This is a genomic window from Nocardiopsis moroccensis (genome assembly GCF_055763695.1).
Window position 1 is genome coordinate 3,858,125 of record NZ_CP199747.1, and the last position, 15,978, is coordinate 3,874,102.

General features: G+C 71.2%; 13 protein-coding genes. 5 read left to right on the plus strand and 8 right to left on the minus strand.

The features are described 5' to 3' along the window. Nucleotides 1–213 precede the first annotated feature (213 nt). Nucleotides 214–1,695: a dicarboxylate/amino acid:cation symporter gene (locus ACUKCB_RS17135; protein ID WP_473036608.1), complete on the plus strand. Its 1,482-nt coding sequence runs from the start codon at nucleotides 214–216 to the stop codon at nucleotides 1,693–1,695. Between the two features lie 219 nt (nucleotides 1,696–1,914). Beyond that, a complete protein-coding gene (locus ACUKCB_RS17140; RefSeq protein ID WP_473041047.1) occupies nucleotides 1,915–3,156 on the plus strand; it encodes a chemotaxis protein CheA in 1,242 nt (413 codons plus the stop codon). Here the strand turns inward: ACUKCB_RS17140 and ACUKCB_RS17145 are convergent. The 3 genes from ACUKCB_RS17145 to ACUKCB_RS17155 form a co-directional block, all read right to left on the minus strand. Then, a complete protein-coding gene (locus ACUKCB_RS17145) occupies nucleotides 3,153–3,788 on the minus strand; it encodes a P-loop nucleotide/nucleoside kinase family protein (RefSeq protein ID WP_473036609.1) in 636 nt (211 codons plus the stop codon). The two genes, ACUKCB_RS17140 and ACUKCB_RS17145, sit on opposite strands and share 4 nt — an antisense overlap. A 13-nt stretch (nucleotides 3,789–3,801) precedes the next feature. Further along, nucleotides 3,802–4,170, minus strand: coding sequence for a TFIIB-type zinc ribbon-containing protein (locus ACUKCB_RS17150; protein WP_473036610.1), 369 nt, complete (start codon nucleotides 4,168–4,170; stop codon nucleotides 3,802–3,804). Between the two features lie 149 nt (nucleotides 4,171–4,319). Next, nucleotides 4,320–5,702 carry an NAD(P)H-quinone dehydrogenase gene (locus ACUKCB_RS17155; RefSeq protein WP_473036611.1) on the minus strand — a complete coding sequence of 461 codons (1,383 nt, stop codon included), beginning with the start codon at nucleotides 5,700–5,702 and terminating at the stop codon, nucleotides 4,320–4,322. 321 nt (nucleotides 5,703–6,023) lie between these two features. Between ACUKCB_RS17155 and ACUKCB_RS17160 the strand changes: the two genes are divergently transcribed. Then, the gene (locus ACUKCB_RS17160; RefSeq protein WP_473036612.1) at nucleotides 6,024–6,848 is read left to right on the plus strand and encodes a purine-nucleoside phosphorylase; all 825 of its coding nucleotides are present in this window, start codon (nucleotides 6,024–6,026) and stop codon (nucleotides 6,846–6,848) included. A gap of 530 nt (nucleotides 6,849–7,378) precedes the next feature. Here the strand turns inward: ACUKCB_RS17160 and ACUKCB_RS17165 are convergent. From ACUKCB_RS17165 to ACUKCB_RS17185, 5 genes are all read right to left on the minus strand, one after another. Further along, a complete protein-coding gene (locus ACUKCB_RS17165; RefSeq protein WP_473036613.1) occupies nucleotides 7,379–8,029 on the minus strand; it encodes a PH domain-containing protein in 651 nt (216 codons plus the stop codon). Next, nucleotides 8,014–9,111 carry an adenosine deaminase gene (locus ACUKCB_RS17170; protein WP_473036614.1) on the minus strand — a complete coding sequence of 366 codons (1,098 nt, stop codon included), beginning with the start codon at nucleotides 9,109–9,111 and terminating at the stop codon, nucleotides 8,014–8,016. The genes ACUKCB_RS17165 and ACUKCB_RS17170 overlap by 16 nt, the downstream gene beginning before the upstream one ends. A 79-nt stretch (nucleotides 9,112–9,190) precedes the next feature. After that, a complete protein-coding gene (locus ACUKCB_RS17175) occupies nucleotides 9,191–10,426 on the minus strand; it encodes a M20 family metallopeptidase (protein WP_473036615.1) in 1,236 nt (411 codons plus the stop codon). A 27-nt stretch (nucleotides 10,427–10,453) separates the two neighbouring features. After that, on the minus strand, nucleotides 10,454–11,626 hold the full coding sequence (locus tag ACUKCB_RS17180) for a glutamate--cysteine ligase (protein WP_473036616.1): 1,173 nt from the start codon (nucleotides 11,624–11,626) through the stop codon (nucleotides 10,454–10,456). A 150-nt stretch (nucleotides 11,627–11,776) separates the two neighbouring features. After that, nucleotides 11,777–12,892: a YihY/virulence factor BrkB family protein gene (locus tag ACUKCB_RS17185; RefSeq protein ID WP_473036617.1), complete on the minus strand. Its 1,116-nt coding sequence runs from the start codon at nucleotides 12,890–12,892 to the stop codon at nucleotides 11,777–11,779. 203 nt (nucleotides 12,893–13,095) lie between these two features. Here ACUKCB_RS17185 and ACUKCB_RS17190 point away from each other — a divergent pair, with 203 nt between their 5' ends. Both ACUKCB_RS17190 and ACUKCB_RS17195 read left to right on the plus strand, forming a co-directional pair. Next, a complete protein-coding gene (locus ACUKCB_RS17190) occupies nucleotides 13,096–14,229 on the plus strand; it encodes a galactokinase family protein (protein WP_473036618.1) in 1,134 nt (377 codons plus the stop codon). A gap of 154 nt (nucleotides 14,230–14,383) precedes the next feature. Further along, the gene (locus tag ACUKCB_RS17195) at nucleotides 14,384–15,637 is read left to right on the plus strand and encodes an LCP family protein (RefSeq protein WP_473036619.1); all 1,254 of its coding nucleotides are present in this window, start codon (nucleotides 14,384–14,386) and stop codon (nucleotides 15,635–15,637) included. Nucleotides 15,638–15,978: the final 341 nt, after the last annotated feature.

Consider the following 15,978-nt stretch of genomic DNA (forward strand, 5'->3'; position numbering starts at 1 on the left):
GCACATCGACCTGTGCCGCTTCGACAGCCACGCGTGTAGCTAGGTCCACGCGCGCCCGCGCCTTCTGCCGGGCAGCGCGCCGCTCACCCTTCCCAGGTCACCCCTACCGGTGATGCCCGCCCATATCCCCTGTGCCGGGATCCCGCGGCCCGCCGCGCCGACCCGTGACGTCGCACGCGTGCACCCGGCCACCCATCTCTGGAGTTCTCTTCCGTGTCCGAGCAGACCACAGCTCCCAGACGCAGACTGCGTTTCCCCTTCGCCGCCCAGGTCCTCGCCGGTCTGGTGCTCGGCCTCGTCCTCGGTGTCGTCGCCCTGCAGATCAGCCCTCCCCACCCGGAGACCGGTGAGGCCACCAACTGGCTCGCGGTCACCCTCCAGACCGTCGGTTCCACCTTCGTGGCGCTGCTGCGCACGATCGTGCCGCCGCTGATCGTCCTCGCCGTCATCTCCTCCATCGCGAACCTGCGCAACGTCGCCAACGCCGCCCGGCTGGCGTGGAAGACCCTGCTCTGGTTCGCCGTCACCGCACTGGTCTCGGTGGCCATCGCGATCGTCCTCGGACTGACCGTGCGGCCGGGCCTGAACAGCGCCGTGGACGAGGCCACCGCCGCCGAACCCTCCACCCACGGCTCCTGGCTGGCCTTCATCGAGAGCCTGGTCCCGGCCAACTTCCTGGGCCTGGCCGCGAACACCTCCGCCGCCGACGACGGCTCCCTGTCCACCTCGCTGAGCTTCAACGCGCTCCAGCTGATCGTGATCGCCGTGGCCCTGGGCATCGCCGCGGTGAAGGTCGGCAAGGCGGCCGAGCCCTTCATCAACTTCACCGCCTCCACTCTGGAGGTCGTGCTCAAGGCCCTGTGGTGGGTCATCCGCCTCGCGCCGATCGGCACCGTGGGCCTGCTGGGCAACGCCGTCTACAGCTACGGCTGGACCACCATCGGCGCGCTCGGGCAGTTCGCCATCACGATCTACATCGGCCTGGCCCTGGTGGTGTTCGTCGTCTACCCGGTGATCGCCCGCCTCAACGGGCTGTCCCCGGTCAAGTACTTCACCGGTGTGTGGCCCGCAGTCCAGCTCGGCTTCGTCTCGCGCTCCTCGATGGGCACGCTGCCCGTCACCCAGCGCGTCGCCGAGCAGAACCTCGGGGTGCCCCGCCACTACTCCGCCTTCGCGGTCCCGTTCGGCGCCACCACCAAGATGGACGGCTGCGCCGCGATCTACCCGGCGATCTCGGCGATCTTCGTCGCCCAGTTCTTCGGCGTGGACCTGGCGATCACCGACTACCTGCTGATCGTGTTCGTCTCGGTGATCGGCTCCGCGGCCACCGCGGGCACCACCGGCGCGACCGTCATGCTGACGCTGACCCTGTCCACGGTGGGCCTGCCCCTGGAGGGCGTCGGCCTGCTGCTGGCCGTCGACCCGATCCTGGACATGGGCCGCACCGCCACGAACGTCGCCGGTCAGGCCCTGGTCCCGGCGATCGTCGCCAAGCGCGAGGGCATCCTCGACCCGGTCCGCTACCACGCTCCGCGCGGCACCACCGGTTTCGTCCCGCTGGACGAGCCCGGCACCGCGACCGCAGAGGAGGCCGCGGCCACCCGCACCGCCGCGGACCCGGCCGAGGACGGGGCGGGTCCGGACGGAGCCCGCGAGGCGGAGCTCGCCTCAGCCGACTCGGGCGCCAGGGGCTGACCCCGACGTACCGTTCACCCACGGGGCCCGCCGAAGTGACTTCGGCGGGCCCCGTCGTGTACGCGGGAGAGGCCGTGTGCGCGGAGGAGACGGGTATGCGCGCACCGGAGACGACGGCCACAGGGGCCGGGGGCGGGAACTGCGGCGGCCTCCTGTTCGTCCCTGTGGTTGAGGGAAGCGAGAGGAACGATCATGTTGCGTCGCCTGGTAACACCCGCACTGCTGACCGCCGGAGCCTTGGGAGCGGTGGTGGCCGCCGCGGTTCCCGCCGCTGCCGACGCACCCGGGGAACCGCCCCAGACCCAGGACATCGTCGCGGAGCTGGAGGACGACGGCGTCTTCGTCGACCCGTCCATCGACGTGATCCCGGCCGCGGACGTGGCCGCGCTGGAGTCCGTCTCCGCCGGCGCGGACACCCCCGTCTACTACGTGGCCCTGCCGTCCGAGGTCGCCACCTCCGAGGCCGGGGTGAACGCCGTGATGGAGCCGGTCATGGCCGAGGTCGGTGACGGGGCCTACGGCGTCCTGGGCGGAAGCGAGAACTTCTACGTGACCTCCCCCAACCTGGAGGACACCGAGGCCATCAGGCAGACGGCCCTCGACGAGGGGGGCCAGAACCCCATCGACACCCTCGCGGCGGTGCCCGACGCCGTCCAGAGCACGGAGACCGCCGACGAGGCCCCCGCCGGGGGCGGCGGCTCCGGGCTCGTCCTGCTCGCCGCACTCGTGCTGATCGTGGCTGCGGGCGGCTGGTACGTGTACAACAGCCGCAAGAAGCGTGAGGCCGAGAAGGCCAAGCAGCTGGAGGAGATCAGGCAGATGGCCACCGAGGACGTCGTCCGCCTCGGTGAGGACGTCGCCCGCCTGGAGATCGACCTGTCCGCGGTGGACGAGGAGACCCGCAACGACTACTCCCGGGCCATGGACTCCTACGACCGGGCCAAGTCCCTACTGGACACCATCCAGGAACCCGAGCAGGTCAAGTCGGTGACCGGAGCGCTGGAGGACGGCCGCTACTACATGACCGCCACCCGCGCCCGGATGAACGGCGAGCCGGTCCCCGAGCGGCGCGGGCCCTGCTTCTTCAACCCGCAGCACGGGCCGTCCACCGAGGACGTCACCTGGGCCCCGCCCGGTGGCTCGCCCCGGTCGGTCACCGCGTGTGCGGTCTGCGCCCAGGCGGTGCGCACCGGCGGCCAGCCGGACGTGCGCATGGTCGAGGTCGACGGCGAGCGCCGCCCGTACTACGACGCCGGGCCCGCCTACTCGCCCTACGCCGGCGGCTACTTCGGCATGAACATGATGGCCGGCATGTTCACCGGCATGATGATGGGTTCCATGATGGGGTCGATGATGGGCGGTGGCATGATGGGCGCCGGTGAGGACATGGGCGGCGGAGGCGACTTCGGCGGGGACATGGGCGGAGGCGACTTCGGGGACTTCGGCGGGTTCGACTTCTAGTCGTCCGCTCCGGCGGTCGCGTCCACCCACCGGTGGATCGCGGCCGCGGTCTCCCCGGGGCCGGACTCGGTGGTGTCGAGCAGGGTGACCGGGGGCCGGAGCCGCTCGGCCTCGGCGAGCAGCCACTCCTGGTGCTCCAACGTCTCGACGACCCTCGCCTCGTCCCAACCGCGCCAGACCGGGCGGGCCCTGAGCCTGTCGGCGAGGACGCCGGGCTCACAGGTGAGCGCGAGGTAGTGGATCCCCGAGAAGAGCGCCCGCTCGGGCAGGGGTTCCAGTTCGGGCGGGGCCACGGTCCCGCAGAGCACGACGGGTCGCCCGCTCTGCTGCACCATGGCGGCGGTGCGCAGCCAGGTGGAGCGGAACAGGCGGTGTTCCTCGGCCGGGTCGCGCAGGCCGCCCACCCAGAGCAGGTCCTGTTCGAGCACGACGAACCGCTCCCCCAGCCGGTCCAGCAGCTTCCGGGCCACGGTGGACTTCCCGGTGCCGCTGGGCCCGGTCACGCAGAGGAGCGGGAGGCGCAGGAAGGGTCGGGTGAGACCGCAGGAGGAGCAGCGCAGCAGGTGCTCGCCGCCTCCGGTGTCCGGTACCCCGTCCCATTCCCCGCAGTGTGTACAGATCAGCGGGTGCACGGCTCTCGTCCGACTAGTCGAAGAGCTGTTCCAGGAAACCCTTGCGACGCTTACGGTAGGGGCGGGGCGAGTCCTGGTAGCCCCGGTAGGCCCGCGGCGAGTCCCGGTAGGCGGGCGGGGAGTCCCGGTAGCCGCCGTAGCCGGCCGGGGATCCCGGGTGGGCGGGCTTGTGCCCCGGATAGCCGGGCTGCTGGCCCGGGTAGGGCGGGGGCGCCTGCGGGTCGGGGGGCGGAGCGGCTCCGTAGTGCTGCTGTTCCGCAGCGACGAGGCGTTCCAGCTCACCCCGGTCCAGGAAGATTCCCTGGCAGCCATCACACCGGTCGATGTGGACGCCCTGGCGGTCGAAGGTACGCATCTGGCTCTGGCACTTTGGACAGGTCACGCCGGAAAAGATACGCCATTTCCCGTCAAGAACGGGTAAAGATACACCTGCCCCCGTCAAGGGCGGGTAAGGGTCCGGCCCGCCGTGCGCCCTGCACTCGCACACGGCGGGTATGCCGCGGTGGCCGGTCCCCGGCCCCGGAGCGCGCTCTATTCGGGGGAGGCGATCATGAGGGAGCGGGCGGCCTCGGTGACACTGCCCGACAGGGAGGGGTAGACCGAGAAGGTGTGCGCGAGGTCGTCGACGGTCAGGCGCTGTTGGACCGCGATGGACACGCCCAGGATGAGTTCACTGGCGCGCGGGCCGACGATGACGCCACCGAGGACGATGCCGGTGTGCTGGCGGCAGATGAGCTTGACGAAGCCGTCCCTGACTTCGTTCATCTTGGCGCGCGGGTTGGTGTTCAACGGCAGGGTGACCGTGCGGCCGTCGATCCTGCCGCTGCGCACGTCGTCCTCGCTGGCACCGACGGCGGCCAGCTCGGGGTGGGTGAACACGGTGGAGGCGACGGTGGACAGCTGCAGCGGGGCCACGGCCTCGCCGAGCGCGTGCCACATGGCGATACGGCCCTGCATGGCGGCCACCGAGGCCAGCATGTTCACCCCGGTGCAGTCACCGGCGGCGTAGACACCGGGGACGGTGGTCCGGGAGACGCGGTCGACCTCGACGAACCCGCCGTCGCCCAACCGGACACCGGCCTCCTCCAGACCCAGGCCCTCCGTGTTGGGGATCATGCCGACGGTCATCAGACAGTGGCTGCCGTCGACCGTGCGGCCGTCGGAGAGGGTGACCCGGACACCGTCGTCGGTGCGTACGACCGACTCGGCGCGGGTCTGCCTGAGGACGGTCATGCCCCGGCGCATGAAGACGTCCTCCAGTACCTCGGCGGCGTCGGAGTCCTGCGTCGGCATGACCAGCCTGCGGGAGGAGACGAGGGTCACGTCCGATCCCAGGGACTGGTAGGCGCTGGCGAACTCGGCACCGGTGACACCGGAGCCGACCACGATCAGCTTCTCCGGCAGCTTCTCCAGGTCGTAGAGGTGGCGCCAGGTCAGGATGCGCTCACCGTCGGGTTTGGCGGTGGGCAGCTCGCGGGGGTGCGCTCCGGTGGCGATGAGGACGACGTCGGCGGTGATCCGGCGGTCGCCGACGGCCACGATGTGCGGGTCGACCAGCCGGGCCTGACCGCTGATGACCTCCACGCCCTCCTTGACCAGGCGGGCCCGGGTGTCCTCGGACTGTGCCTGGGCCAGGCGCTTGATCCGCGAGTTGACCTGGTCGATGTCGACCTCGACGGAGGACTTGTCCTGCGCCGCCTCGGGGATGTGGATGCCCAGGTCAGCGGACTCACGTACGTACGTGGTCCGGGTGGAGGTGGCGATCAGGCTCTTGGAGGGGACGCAGTCGGTGAGGACGCAGGCACCGCCGATTCCGTCGCGCTCCACCACAGTCACATCCGCGCCGAGCTGCGCGGCGACCAACGCCGGCTCATAGCCCCCGGGCCCGCCACCGATGATCACGACCTTCGTCACGCTGCTTCACTCCCTCTGCGGGCGGTGCGGCACACCCGTTCCCGGTCTGGGGCGATATTCGGGCATGGCAGGGCACCACCTGGTTTTATCGCTTCCCACCATTGTCGGCCATGCCGACCGTCGAAAACCGCAGGCACCCCGGACAAGACCCTCGGGGGCGGCCGGAGTGGCACACCGGAACCCTCCTGACCTCGCCGGACGCGAGGAAGACCACATGCCCTGGTCGCCGAGGTCACCCGAGACGACGCGTACATTCCGCCCGCCGGACACACTGCGTTGCGTTCCGGAACTATCTGATTACACAGCGGTAGCATCCGACTTGTGAGCGAATCAGAGCAGCTGCCCCGGACGACCGGCGAGGCGAAGGAGCTGGCGAGCTCCGCGGCGAAGGAACTGCTGGCCCGCGCGGGTGCCGACAGCTTCGACGCCCTGGTGGTGCTCGGCTCCGGATGGGCGGGCGCGGCGGACACCCTGGGCACGCCCGACATCGAGTTCGACGCGACCGAGCTCCCCGGCTTCGTGGCGCCCACCGCGGAGGGGCACAGCGCAAGGGTGCGGAGCACGTGGGTGGGCGACAAGCGCGTAGTCGTGTTCATGGGGCGCGTCCACCTCTACGAGGGCCTCGACCCGATGGTGGTCACGCACGCCGTGCGGACGGGGATCGCCGCGGGCGCGCGGGTCGCGGTGCTGACCGGCTCCGCGGGCTCCCTGCGCACCGACTACCGACCGGGGCAGCCGGTGGTGCTGCGCGACCACGTCAACCTCACCGCGAGGTCCCCGCTGACCGGCCCCGACTTCGTCGACCTGACCGAGGCCTACAGCGAACGGCTGCGCGGGATCATCCACGGGGTCGACGCCTCGTTGGCCGAAGGCGTGTACGTGGCCACCTCGGGCCCGCAGCTGCAGACCCCGGCCGAGCTGAAGATCCTGCGCCAGGCGGGCGCGGACGTGGTGGGGCGGTCGATCGCCCTGGAGGCCATCGCCTCGGTGGAGATGGGCGCCGAGGTGCTGGGGCTGTCCGTGGTCAGCAACGACGCGGTCGGAGCCGTGTTGGAGCCGTTCGAGTCCGAGCGTGCCCTGGAGATCGTCACCCAGCGGGCGCGCAGGCTCGGGGAGCTGCTCAACCGGACACTCGCCGCGGCCTGACCCGGTCAGCGCCGCCCACAGTCCCCGGGGAAGCCCCGGTGGGACCCGAAAAACGCGAAAAGCCCGGCGGTGCCGGGCTTTCGTGCGTGTGGGGAGGTGGGGCACCTTCGACCGGACCCGGCGTGTCCGGTACCGGCGTGGCGAGCGTACACCCCGAGGCCATGGGATGGACGGTACCGGCCGTGGGTCCGGTCGAAGGCGGTGCTTTCCCCGGTGTCGTCCGCGCTCGGGATCCCCGCAGACCCCGTTGGACTAGCGGCTGACGACACCTTCTCCTACCGATATTCAGTTGAACCGCGCGCGTCGCCTTCGGGAGGGGATCCGGGTGGGTGGCCATCCGCGCGAAGCCCGCCCACCCGGAACGCTCTCCCTTAGGCATGCCTAACCTAAGCAGAACCTCGGGGTGCTCGTCAACCCCGCGCACCGGATCCCCGCCCCGAATCCCGGTACCGGCAGCCGGCTCGACAAGAACCGGACCCGGCCGCCCGCGCACCGCGCGGGGACCGGGTCCGGTCGTGGATGGGAACGGTTCAGGCCAGCAGGAGCACCGCCGCGAACAGCAGCACGGGCACGCCCAGGACGACGATGACCTCGACCGGGACCATCGTCTGCGGACGGTCCTGGGCCCCCAGGGCGGCCGGTCCCTCCTCCTCGACGTCCTTGATCGGACCGCTCAGCGGACGCGTCTTGTACCGCTCCGCGTCCCGGCGCAGATCGCGGGCGACCAGGTCGACCGGGCGCATCCGGGTCGGGTCCCCGTCGTCGTCGGAATCCAGGTAACCCGACTCCCGGCGCATGTTCTCGCGGACCCTGGCCCGCTTGGTCTCACGCAGCGGCCACGAGCGGTAGACCCGTTCCGCGGTGTGCACCCGCAACACGTCCACCACGTCCACCCATCGCACGGCCGCCCACGGCACGAAGGTCTCGCGCAGCGGGTTGACCATCCGGATTCCGCGCTCGGTGGAGACCACCCGCGGGCGCAGCCACGCCACGTAGACCACGGCGATGCTCATCACCAGGACCGCCCCGGCGATCCAGGCCAGCCGGTCCTGACCCCGCAACACCAGGTCCAGCAGGAGCAGGACCGCGATGACGACCCACACCGCCGCCATCACCCGGGAGGAGGTGGAGTAGTGCGTGGTGGAACCACCACCGGATCCGGCCATCAGTGCGTCGCCCACTTCAACTGCGCGAAGCCGGGCTTGATGATCCCGTTGATCAGCGCGAGACGCTCGTCGAAGGGCAGGAAGGCCGACTTCATGGCGTTGACCGTGAACCACTGGAGGTCGTCCCAGTCGTAGTCGAAGGCCTCGCTCAGCTTGGCGAACTCCTCCGACAGGGTGACCCCGCTCTGGAGGCGGTTGTCGGTGTTGACCGTGACCCGGAAACGCAGGTCGTGCAGGAGCCGGATCGGGTGCTCGGAGATGGACTCGGCGGCACCGGTCTGCACGTTGGAGCTGGGGCACATCTCCAGCGGGACCCGCTTGTCCCGCACGTACTGGGCCAGACGGCCCAGCCGGGGCACACCGTTCTCGTTGGTGGTGATGTCGTCGATGATGCGCACGCCGTGGCCGAGGCGGTCGCAGCCGCACCACTGGAGGGCCTCCCAGATGGAGGGCAGGCCGAAGGCTTCACCGGCGTGGATGGTGAAGTGGAAGTTCTCCCGGCGCAGGTACTCGAAGGCGTCCAGGTGGCGGGTGGGCGGGTTGCCCGCCTCCGCCCCCGCGATGTCGAAACCGGACACCCCGGCGTCGCGGTAGCGGACCGCCAGCTCGGCGATCTCAGAGGAACGGGCCGCGTGGCGCATCGCGGTCACCAGCTGCCCGGTGCGGATGCTCCGGCCGGCGTCCGCCGCGCGCTTCTCCCCCAGTTCGAGCCCTTCCTGGACGGCCTCGACGACCTCCTCCAGGGTGAGCCCGCCCTCGAGGTGCTGCTCCGGGGCATAGCGCTGTTCGGCGTAGACCACGCCGTCGGCGGCGAGGTCCTCGGTGGCCTCGGCGGCGACGCGCACCAGCGCGTCACGGCTCTGCATGACCGCCGTGGTGTGGGCGAAGGTCTCCAGGTACCGCTCCAGGGATCCGGAGTCCGAGGCGTCGCGGAACCAACGCCCCAGTTCGACCGGGTCGTAGGTGGGCAGCCCGGTGTAGCCCGCCTCCCTGGCCAGCTCGACGACCGTGGCCGGGCGCAGGCCCCCGTCGAGGTGGTCGTGCAGGAGTACCTTCGGCGCCCGCCGGATCTGTTCGACTGTGAGTGGCTGGTTCATCCACTCAGGATGCCATCGGACGGAGAGGGGACCCGACACGGCGACGCGAAGTTGCCGAAAATCCGGCAGAAGCCGCCGGTCAGGCCAGGGCCTGGTCGTCCACCCGGACACCTTCCGGGGCGTTCTCCCACAGCGCGGTGAGAGCGGTGCTCACCATGAGCCGGGTCCCCACCCCGATCGCGCGCTCGTCCACGTCGAAGGTGCCCCGGTGCAGGTCCAGCATGGGCCCGTCCCAGTCCGGGGAGTGGGTGCCCAGTCGGGCCAGCGCTCCGGGCGAGTGCTCCAGGTACCAGGCGAAGTCCTCGCCGCCCAGGCTCTGCGGGGTCGATCCGACCGCCTCGGCGCCCAGGGCCGCGGTGGCGGCCTCACGCATGATCTCGACGCTGCGGGCCTCGTTGATGGTGGGCGGGACACCGCGGCGGTAGGTGACCTCGGCGTCGGCGCCGTAGGCGGAGGCCACCGACTCGACCAGGCCCTTGAGGATGTCGGGGGCCGAGTGCCACGCCTCGTCGTCCAGGCAGCGGACGGTGCCCTCGGCGACGGCGTCGTCGGGGATCACGTTGGGCGCCGAACCCGCGCTGATCCGGCCCCACACCAGGCTGAAACCGGCCCGGGGGTCGATGCGGCGGGACAGGGCGGCGGGCAGTTCGGTGACGACCTTGCCGAGCGCGTAGACCAGGTCCGAGGTCAGGTGCGGACGGGCGGTGTGCCCGCCCGGGCCGGACAGGCGGACCATGATCTGGTCGCAGGCGGCGGTGATGCCGCCGGTGCGCAGGCCCACCTTGCCGACGACCTGGCGGGGGTCGCAGTGCAGGGCGAAGATCCGGTCGACGCCCTCCATCGCCCCGGCCTTGACGACCTCCACCGCCCCGCCGGGGAGCTCCTCGGCGGGTTGGAAGAGCAACCGGACCCGGCCGGGCAGGGCTCCCGCACGGTCCTGCTGCGCGAGGAAGGCCCCCGTCGCCAGCAGGACCGTGGTGTGCACGTCGTGTCCGCAGGCGTGCGCGACGCCCGGAACGGTGGAGCGGTAGGGGACGTCCTTCTCGTCGGGGAGGGGGAGCGCGTCGATGTCGGCGCGCAGGGCCACGGTGGGGCCGGGTCCGTCCCCGACGTCACAGATCAGGCCGGTCCCCTGGGGGAGGGTCCGGGGCCGCAGTCCCACCTCGCGCAGCCGTTCGGCCAGACGGCCGGTGGTGCGGTGCTCGGCGAAGGCCAGCTCCGGGTGCATGTGCAGGTCCCGGCGAAAGCCCTTGAGCTCCCGCTCATGGCGCGCCAGAAAAGCGGTCAACTGTTCCGGCAGGTCACGTCCCTGCATGCGAGGGTCCCCTCTTCGTTACACGTCTTACCGCGCACCGGCTCCGCCGCCGGCACCGACCGTCGCACGGGTGGGACCGCCCTCGAACTCGGCGGAGAGCAGGTCCACGACGTCCTCGAGCGAACCGCCCGCCGCGACGACCTCCCGCTGGCGTTCGTAGGAGGCGCCCTTTTCCAGGACCTCGAAGACCAGGTCCAGGTCCTGCGCGCACCCCAGGCGGGTGGCGACCGGCGTTAACTCGTGGACCAGCTCGTAGAGGTCGTCCCGGATCGGAACCGTGGTTCCGTGTGCGTCCGTGATGACACGAGCGTCGAGTCCGTAGCGGGTGGCCCGCCACTTGTTGTCCTTCACCACCCAGGACGGCGGGCTGGGCAAGCTGTACCCGCGGTCGAGCTGGTGATCGAACATCTCCACCAGACTCTGGGAGAGAGCGGCGGCCATTCCCACCTCGCGCAAGGTGGGAATGCCGTCGAACATCCGGATCTCTATGGTGCCGAAATCCGGGTGCGGACGGATGTCCCACCACACTTCCTTGATAGAGGCGATGGTACCTGCCCGGAGAAGGGTTTCGAGGTATTCCTCGAAAGCGGCCCAGCCCGGGAGGTTGGGCGGGGGCCCCGAGGTGGGCAGAGCGCCGAAGACAATCGAGCGCGCGGAGGCCAGGCCGGTGTCGTGACCGTTCCAGAATGGGCTGGAAGCACTCAAAGCGAGAAAATGCGGTAGATACTTCGCAAGTGCGTTCACGATCGGAATGGCCTTCTCCTGCCCGCGCACACCGACGTGCACGTGGACCCCGCAGGTCAGGATCCGGCGGGCCAGCCACTGCATCTGGTCCACCAGCTCGCCGTAGCGTTTGCCGGGGCTGAGCTCCTGGTCCCGCCAGTCATCGATCGGGTGGGTCCCCGAGCAGGTCAGGGTGGTTCCGCGCGGTTCGAGGACCTCACGCATCCGGGCCACGTTGCGGGAGAGGTCCAGCTTGGCCTCCTCCACCGTCTCGCAGATCCCCGTGACCACCTCCACCTGGGACTGCATGAGTTCGTGCCGCAGCGGGGGGACCGCCGCCGCACTGCTCAGGTCGGGGAGGGCCGCGAGAAGCTGCTGCGCCTCCTGCCGAAGATGGCGACTGCTCCGGTCGACGAGTTGAAGCTCCCACTCGACCCCGAGCGTCGCACGTTCGGACGTTTTGAATGCGATTCCCATGTGCCCTCCAGGTGTGGGGCGGCCGCTGTGACCGACGCACCGCTCATCCCGGCGAACCGACCAACCGGGACAGGGGAGGACTACCCGTCACACACCTCGCGCATACGGAATCAAACACCCAGAAAAAAGCGAATTCTTTCCAAGTGCTTTTCACTTCCTTTGGGGCTCCCGCCGGGGTCGGAGAGCCGTCGCTGCGGCCACCGCACCGACCACGGCCCCCACCAGCGACAACCCGAGGGCGAGCACCCGTCGGGCGAACCGGCGCTCGGCCAGTTCCTTCGCGCACGGCCGCAGAACCGGGGTCGGCCGGGTCCAGTCCATGCCGTTCTCCTCCGGCAGCGGGAGGGACCCGGTGTAGGGCGGCGGCACCGGAAGCCAGGTGGCCGTCCAGGCCGCGCTGAACACCACCAGGCGCATCACCAGGTTGATCCACACCAGCAGGCCGACCAGCACGGCGAAGGACGCGTAGACCGGGTTGCTGAGCGTCCCGGCCAACAGCTGCGCCGCGACGTTCTTGAGCACCTCGAACCCCACCGCCGCCAGCAGCGCGCCCCGCCACATCATCCTGGTCGGCCGCCCGGACCCCGACAGCAGCGCGAAGGTCAGCAGGAAAAGGCACATGTTCACACCGACGGCGATGACCAGTGCCAGGGCCCGCAGGGACAGGTTCGCCGGCAACGACCCGTCCAGCCCCACCAGGGAGAGCAGCCACACCGTGGCGGTCTGCATGACGCTGGTGAACGCGACCGTGAAGAACAGGGCCGACCCCAGCCCGACCATGACCAGCAGGTCCCCCGCCTTGCGCAGCACGAAGTTGGGCCCGTGCTTGAGGTTCTTCAACCAGATCGAGTGCAGGGCCTCCCGCAACGCCGACACCGAGTTCAGGCCCGCGTACAGCAGACCGAGCAGACCGAGCAGACTCGCGCCCACCCGGGCGTCGGCGATCTGCTCCATGGGCAGCTGCTGGGACAGCCCCGGCAGCACGTCGTCCAGCGCCTCCTCCAGGTAGGAGGTGAGCTCGACCTGCCGGGCCGCCAGGAAACCGACGACCGCGAAGGCCAGCGCCAGCAGCGGGAAGAAGGACAGGAAGGCGAAGTAGGTGACCCCGCCCGCCAGCTGGTTCCCCCTGCGGTCCGAGTAGCGCTCACCGGCACGCACCAGGTGGTCGACGAACGGGTACCGGCGCCGCAGCCCCCAGTAGGTGTCCATCGCCAGGTTCCGGTAGTGCCGTGCCTTGTCCTTCGCCCGGTCCAGCGCTGCGGCCATGGTCCCCCTGTCCGTTCCGTTCCCCCGTCGCCCGCCGCACTCACGGCGGCCTTCCGGCGGTTGCGCGTACGCAGGGGCACAACCTAACGTCACCGCACCTTCGCAGGGAAAGCCCCACACCCGGCCGGTACCGAAGTGACGGCAGACTGGAACCGTACATTGACGTGGATTTCCACTGAGGGAACCGAGAACGGAGACGGCGCGTGGGGGTCACCGGAGCACGGGTGCGGGCGGTGTTGGGGGCGAGGACCGGGGGCCCGGTCGGAAACTGGCCGGAGGCCCCCGGTGACGGGGCCCTGACGCTCGCCTTCAAAGAGCGCTTCGGCTCCGAGCCCGAGGGCCTGTGGCACGCACCCGGGCGGCTCGCGCTGATGGGCGAGCACACCGCGGCCGGCGGCGGTGCGGCCCTGTACGCCGCCCTGCCCTGGGGGGTGACAGCCGCCGTCGGCACCACCCCGGACGGTCGTGTGCGCACCGCTGCGCCCGCGGGGCCGCTCGGCGAACGGCACCGCGCCGCCCGGGCCGTGCGGGAGACCGTGGCCGACGCGCGCGACGGGGGCCTGCTGGAGAGCGGCCTCGGACTCCGGGTGCTCCTCGGTTCGGACCTGCCCGAGCACGCCTCCCTGGGCCACACCGAGGCGGTGGGCGCTGCGGTGCGCCTGGCCCTGGCCGACCTGGCCGGGGCCGACCGCCCCGCCGGGGCGGATCTGGCCGGGACCACCGCCGGAGGGGGCGTCGCCCTGGACGCCCGTCCCGGGCACGCCGTACGGGTGAACCTGGCCAGCGGCCGGACCACCCTGCTGCCCTTCGACCTCGCAGGGGCCGGGCTGCGGCTGCTCGTGTTGGAGACCGGGGCGCTGCCCCGGCGGGACCCCCGTCCGGTCCGCGCCACCGAACTGGCCCGGGCCCAGGAGGTGCTGGGGCCGCTGCGCGCCGTCCAGGACCTGCCGGAGGCGCTGCGCGGCCTCCAGAACCCGGTGCTGCGCGGCCGCGTGGAGTACGCCGTCACCGAGGTCCACCGGCTCAACGCGACGGTCGGGCTGCTGCGCGCGGGCCGCGCCGTGCAGATCGGGCCGGTGCTGTCCGCCTCGCACCTGTCCCTGCGCCGGTTCGGCCTGCCCCTGCCGGCCGTGGAGCTGGCGGTCGAGACCGCGGCGCGCGCCGGCGCCCGGGGGACCCGGATGTCGGGGTGGGCCGGGACCGCCCTCGCCCTGGTCGGCGAGGACCGAGTGGCCGACGTCGCGGAGGCGGTCCGCGGTGCGTTCGCGGAGAAGGGGTGGCCCGAGCCCCGGATCCGCGCCGCGGTACCCGCCGACGGGGCCCGCCGGAAACCCTGAGCCCACCACCGCGGAGCGCCGCTTCCGCGTCCCCTCCGGGGGCCGGTCCCGGCCGCTGGAGGAGATCGGAGTGAACCCGACTACTCTGTCAGCGATCACAAGGGACATAACACTCACCCGAGCGGCGCACGGCGCGGAGCAGATAGGCGATTCGATGGCTGACCGACGGCAGCGGGAGGAACCCGGCTCGACCGGTGAACACGACAGAGGCGGCGTGTTCCGGCGCGGGGGCGACCCCGGCAGGGCGGACGCGTTCGAGAAGCTCTACCGTTCGCGCGAGTCCGAGCAGCGGGTGGTGGGCGAGACCCGCCGGCTCCCCCCGGCCGACCGGGTGCCCCCGCACCGCCCGAAGAGGCGCCCCACCCACAGCGCCGGACGCGAGTACGACGGCCGCGGCATCAAGCGCCGCGCACAGGAGCGCCGCAGGAGGAAGGTCCGCAACGCGTTCGTCGTGGCGCTGATCCTCCTCCTGGTGATCCCCGGCGCCTTCTACCTCTGGGCGGACTCGCGGCTGGAGCGGGTCGAGGCGCTCCAGGACTACGAGGGCCGACCGGACCGCCAGCCCGGGACCACCTACATGATCGTCGGCTCCGACAGCCGCGACGGCCTGGACGACGAGCAGGTCCAGGACCTGGCCACCGGCCGGGCCGAGGGCCGTCGCACCGACACGATCATGGTGCTGTACATGCCCCGCGACGGCGACCCCACGATCGTCAGCGTGCCGCGCGACTCCTACGTCCCCATGGCCATTCCGGGTTACGCGGACAACAAGATCAACACCGCCTTCGCCGACGCCGTGTGCGGCACCGACGAGTCGGAGACGGAGGTCTGCGGCGGCCCGGGGCCTCTGGTGCAGACCTTCGAGCAGGCTTCGGGCGTACGGATCGACCACTACGTCGAGATCGGCATGGGCGGCTTCGTCGACCTGGTCGACGCGGTCGGCGGCGTGGAGCTGTGCCCGGAGGAACCGATGGCGGACCCGAAGGCGGGCCTGGACATCGAGGCGGGTTGCCAGGAGATGGACGGCGGCACCGCGCTGGGCTACGTGCGCACCCGCGCCACCGCGCGCGCCGACCTGGACCGGATCCAGCGCCAGCGCGAGTTCTTCTCCGCGCTGATCCAGAAGGCCGGCGCCCCCTCCACGATGGTCAACCCCTTCCGTTCGGTGCCGCTGGTGCTCGCGGGCACCGACACGTTCATGGTCGACGAGGGCGACAAGCTGCGCCACCTGGCGAGCATGCTGCTGGCGATGCGCGGCGGCACCCGGACCACCGCCGTGCCGGTGGGCAGCACCCCGACCCTGGACGGCGTGGGTTCGGTCGTGCTGTGGGACGAGGGCAGGTCCGAGCAGATGTTCGAGGCGATGCGCACCGGCGAGCCCATCCCCGAGGAGGTCATGGAGGACTAGGGCGGCACGGCGGAGCGGGTGTCGGCCGAGGGCGCCCCCGCCCCGGACCGGACCGTGAACGAGCGAAGGGCCCGTCACCGGAGTGACGGGCCCTTCTTCGTGACGTTCCGTACTGTGCGCGCCTACCCCCCAGCGGGCGCACGGCCGGCACGTCGGCTCGTGGTGGCCGAGGGGCGTTGAACCCGCTCTGGCCTGCCGGTTCTCACCGGCGTGTCTCCACAATAGGTCAAAGTTCGCGAAAGGTGCGAATCGTGTTCACGTGTCCTACGTCGCACCCGGGACCCGAGGCCCCTGTCCGGCTCTGCCATCCTCCCACCGCGGCCCCGCCGATGTGACCCGAA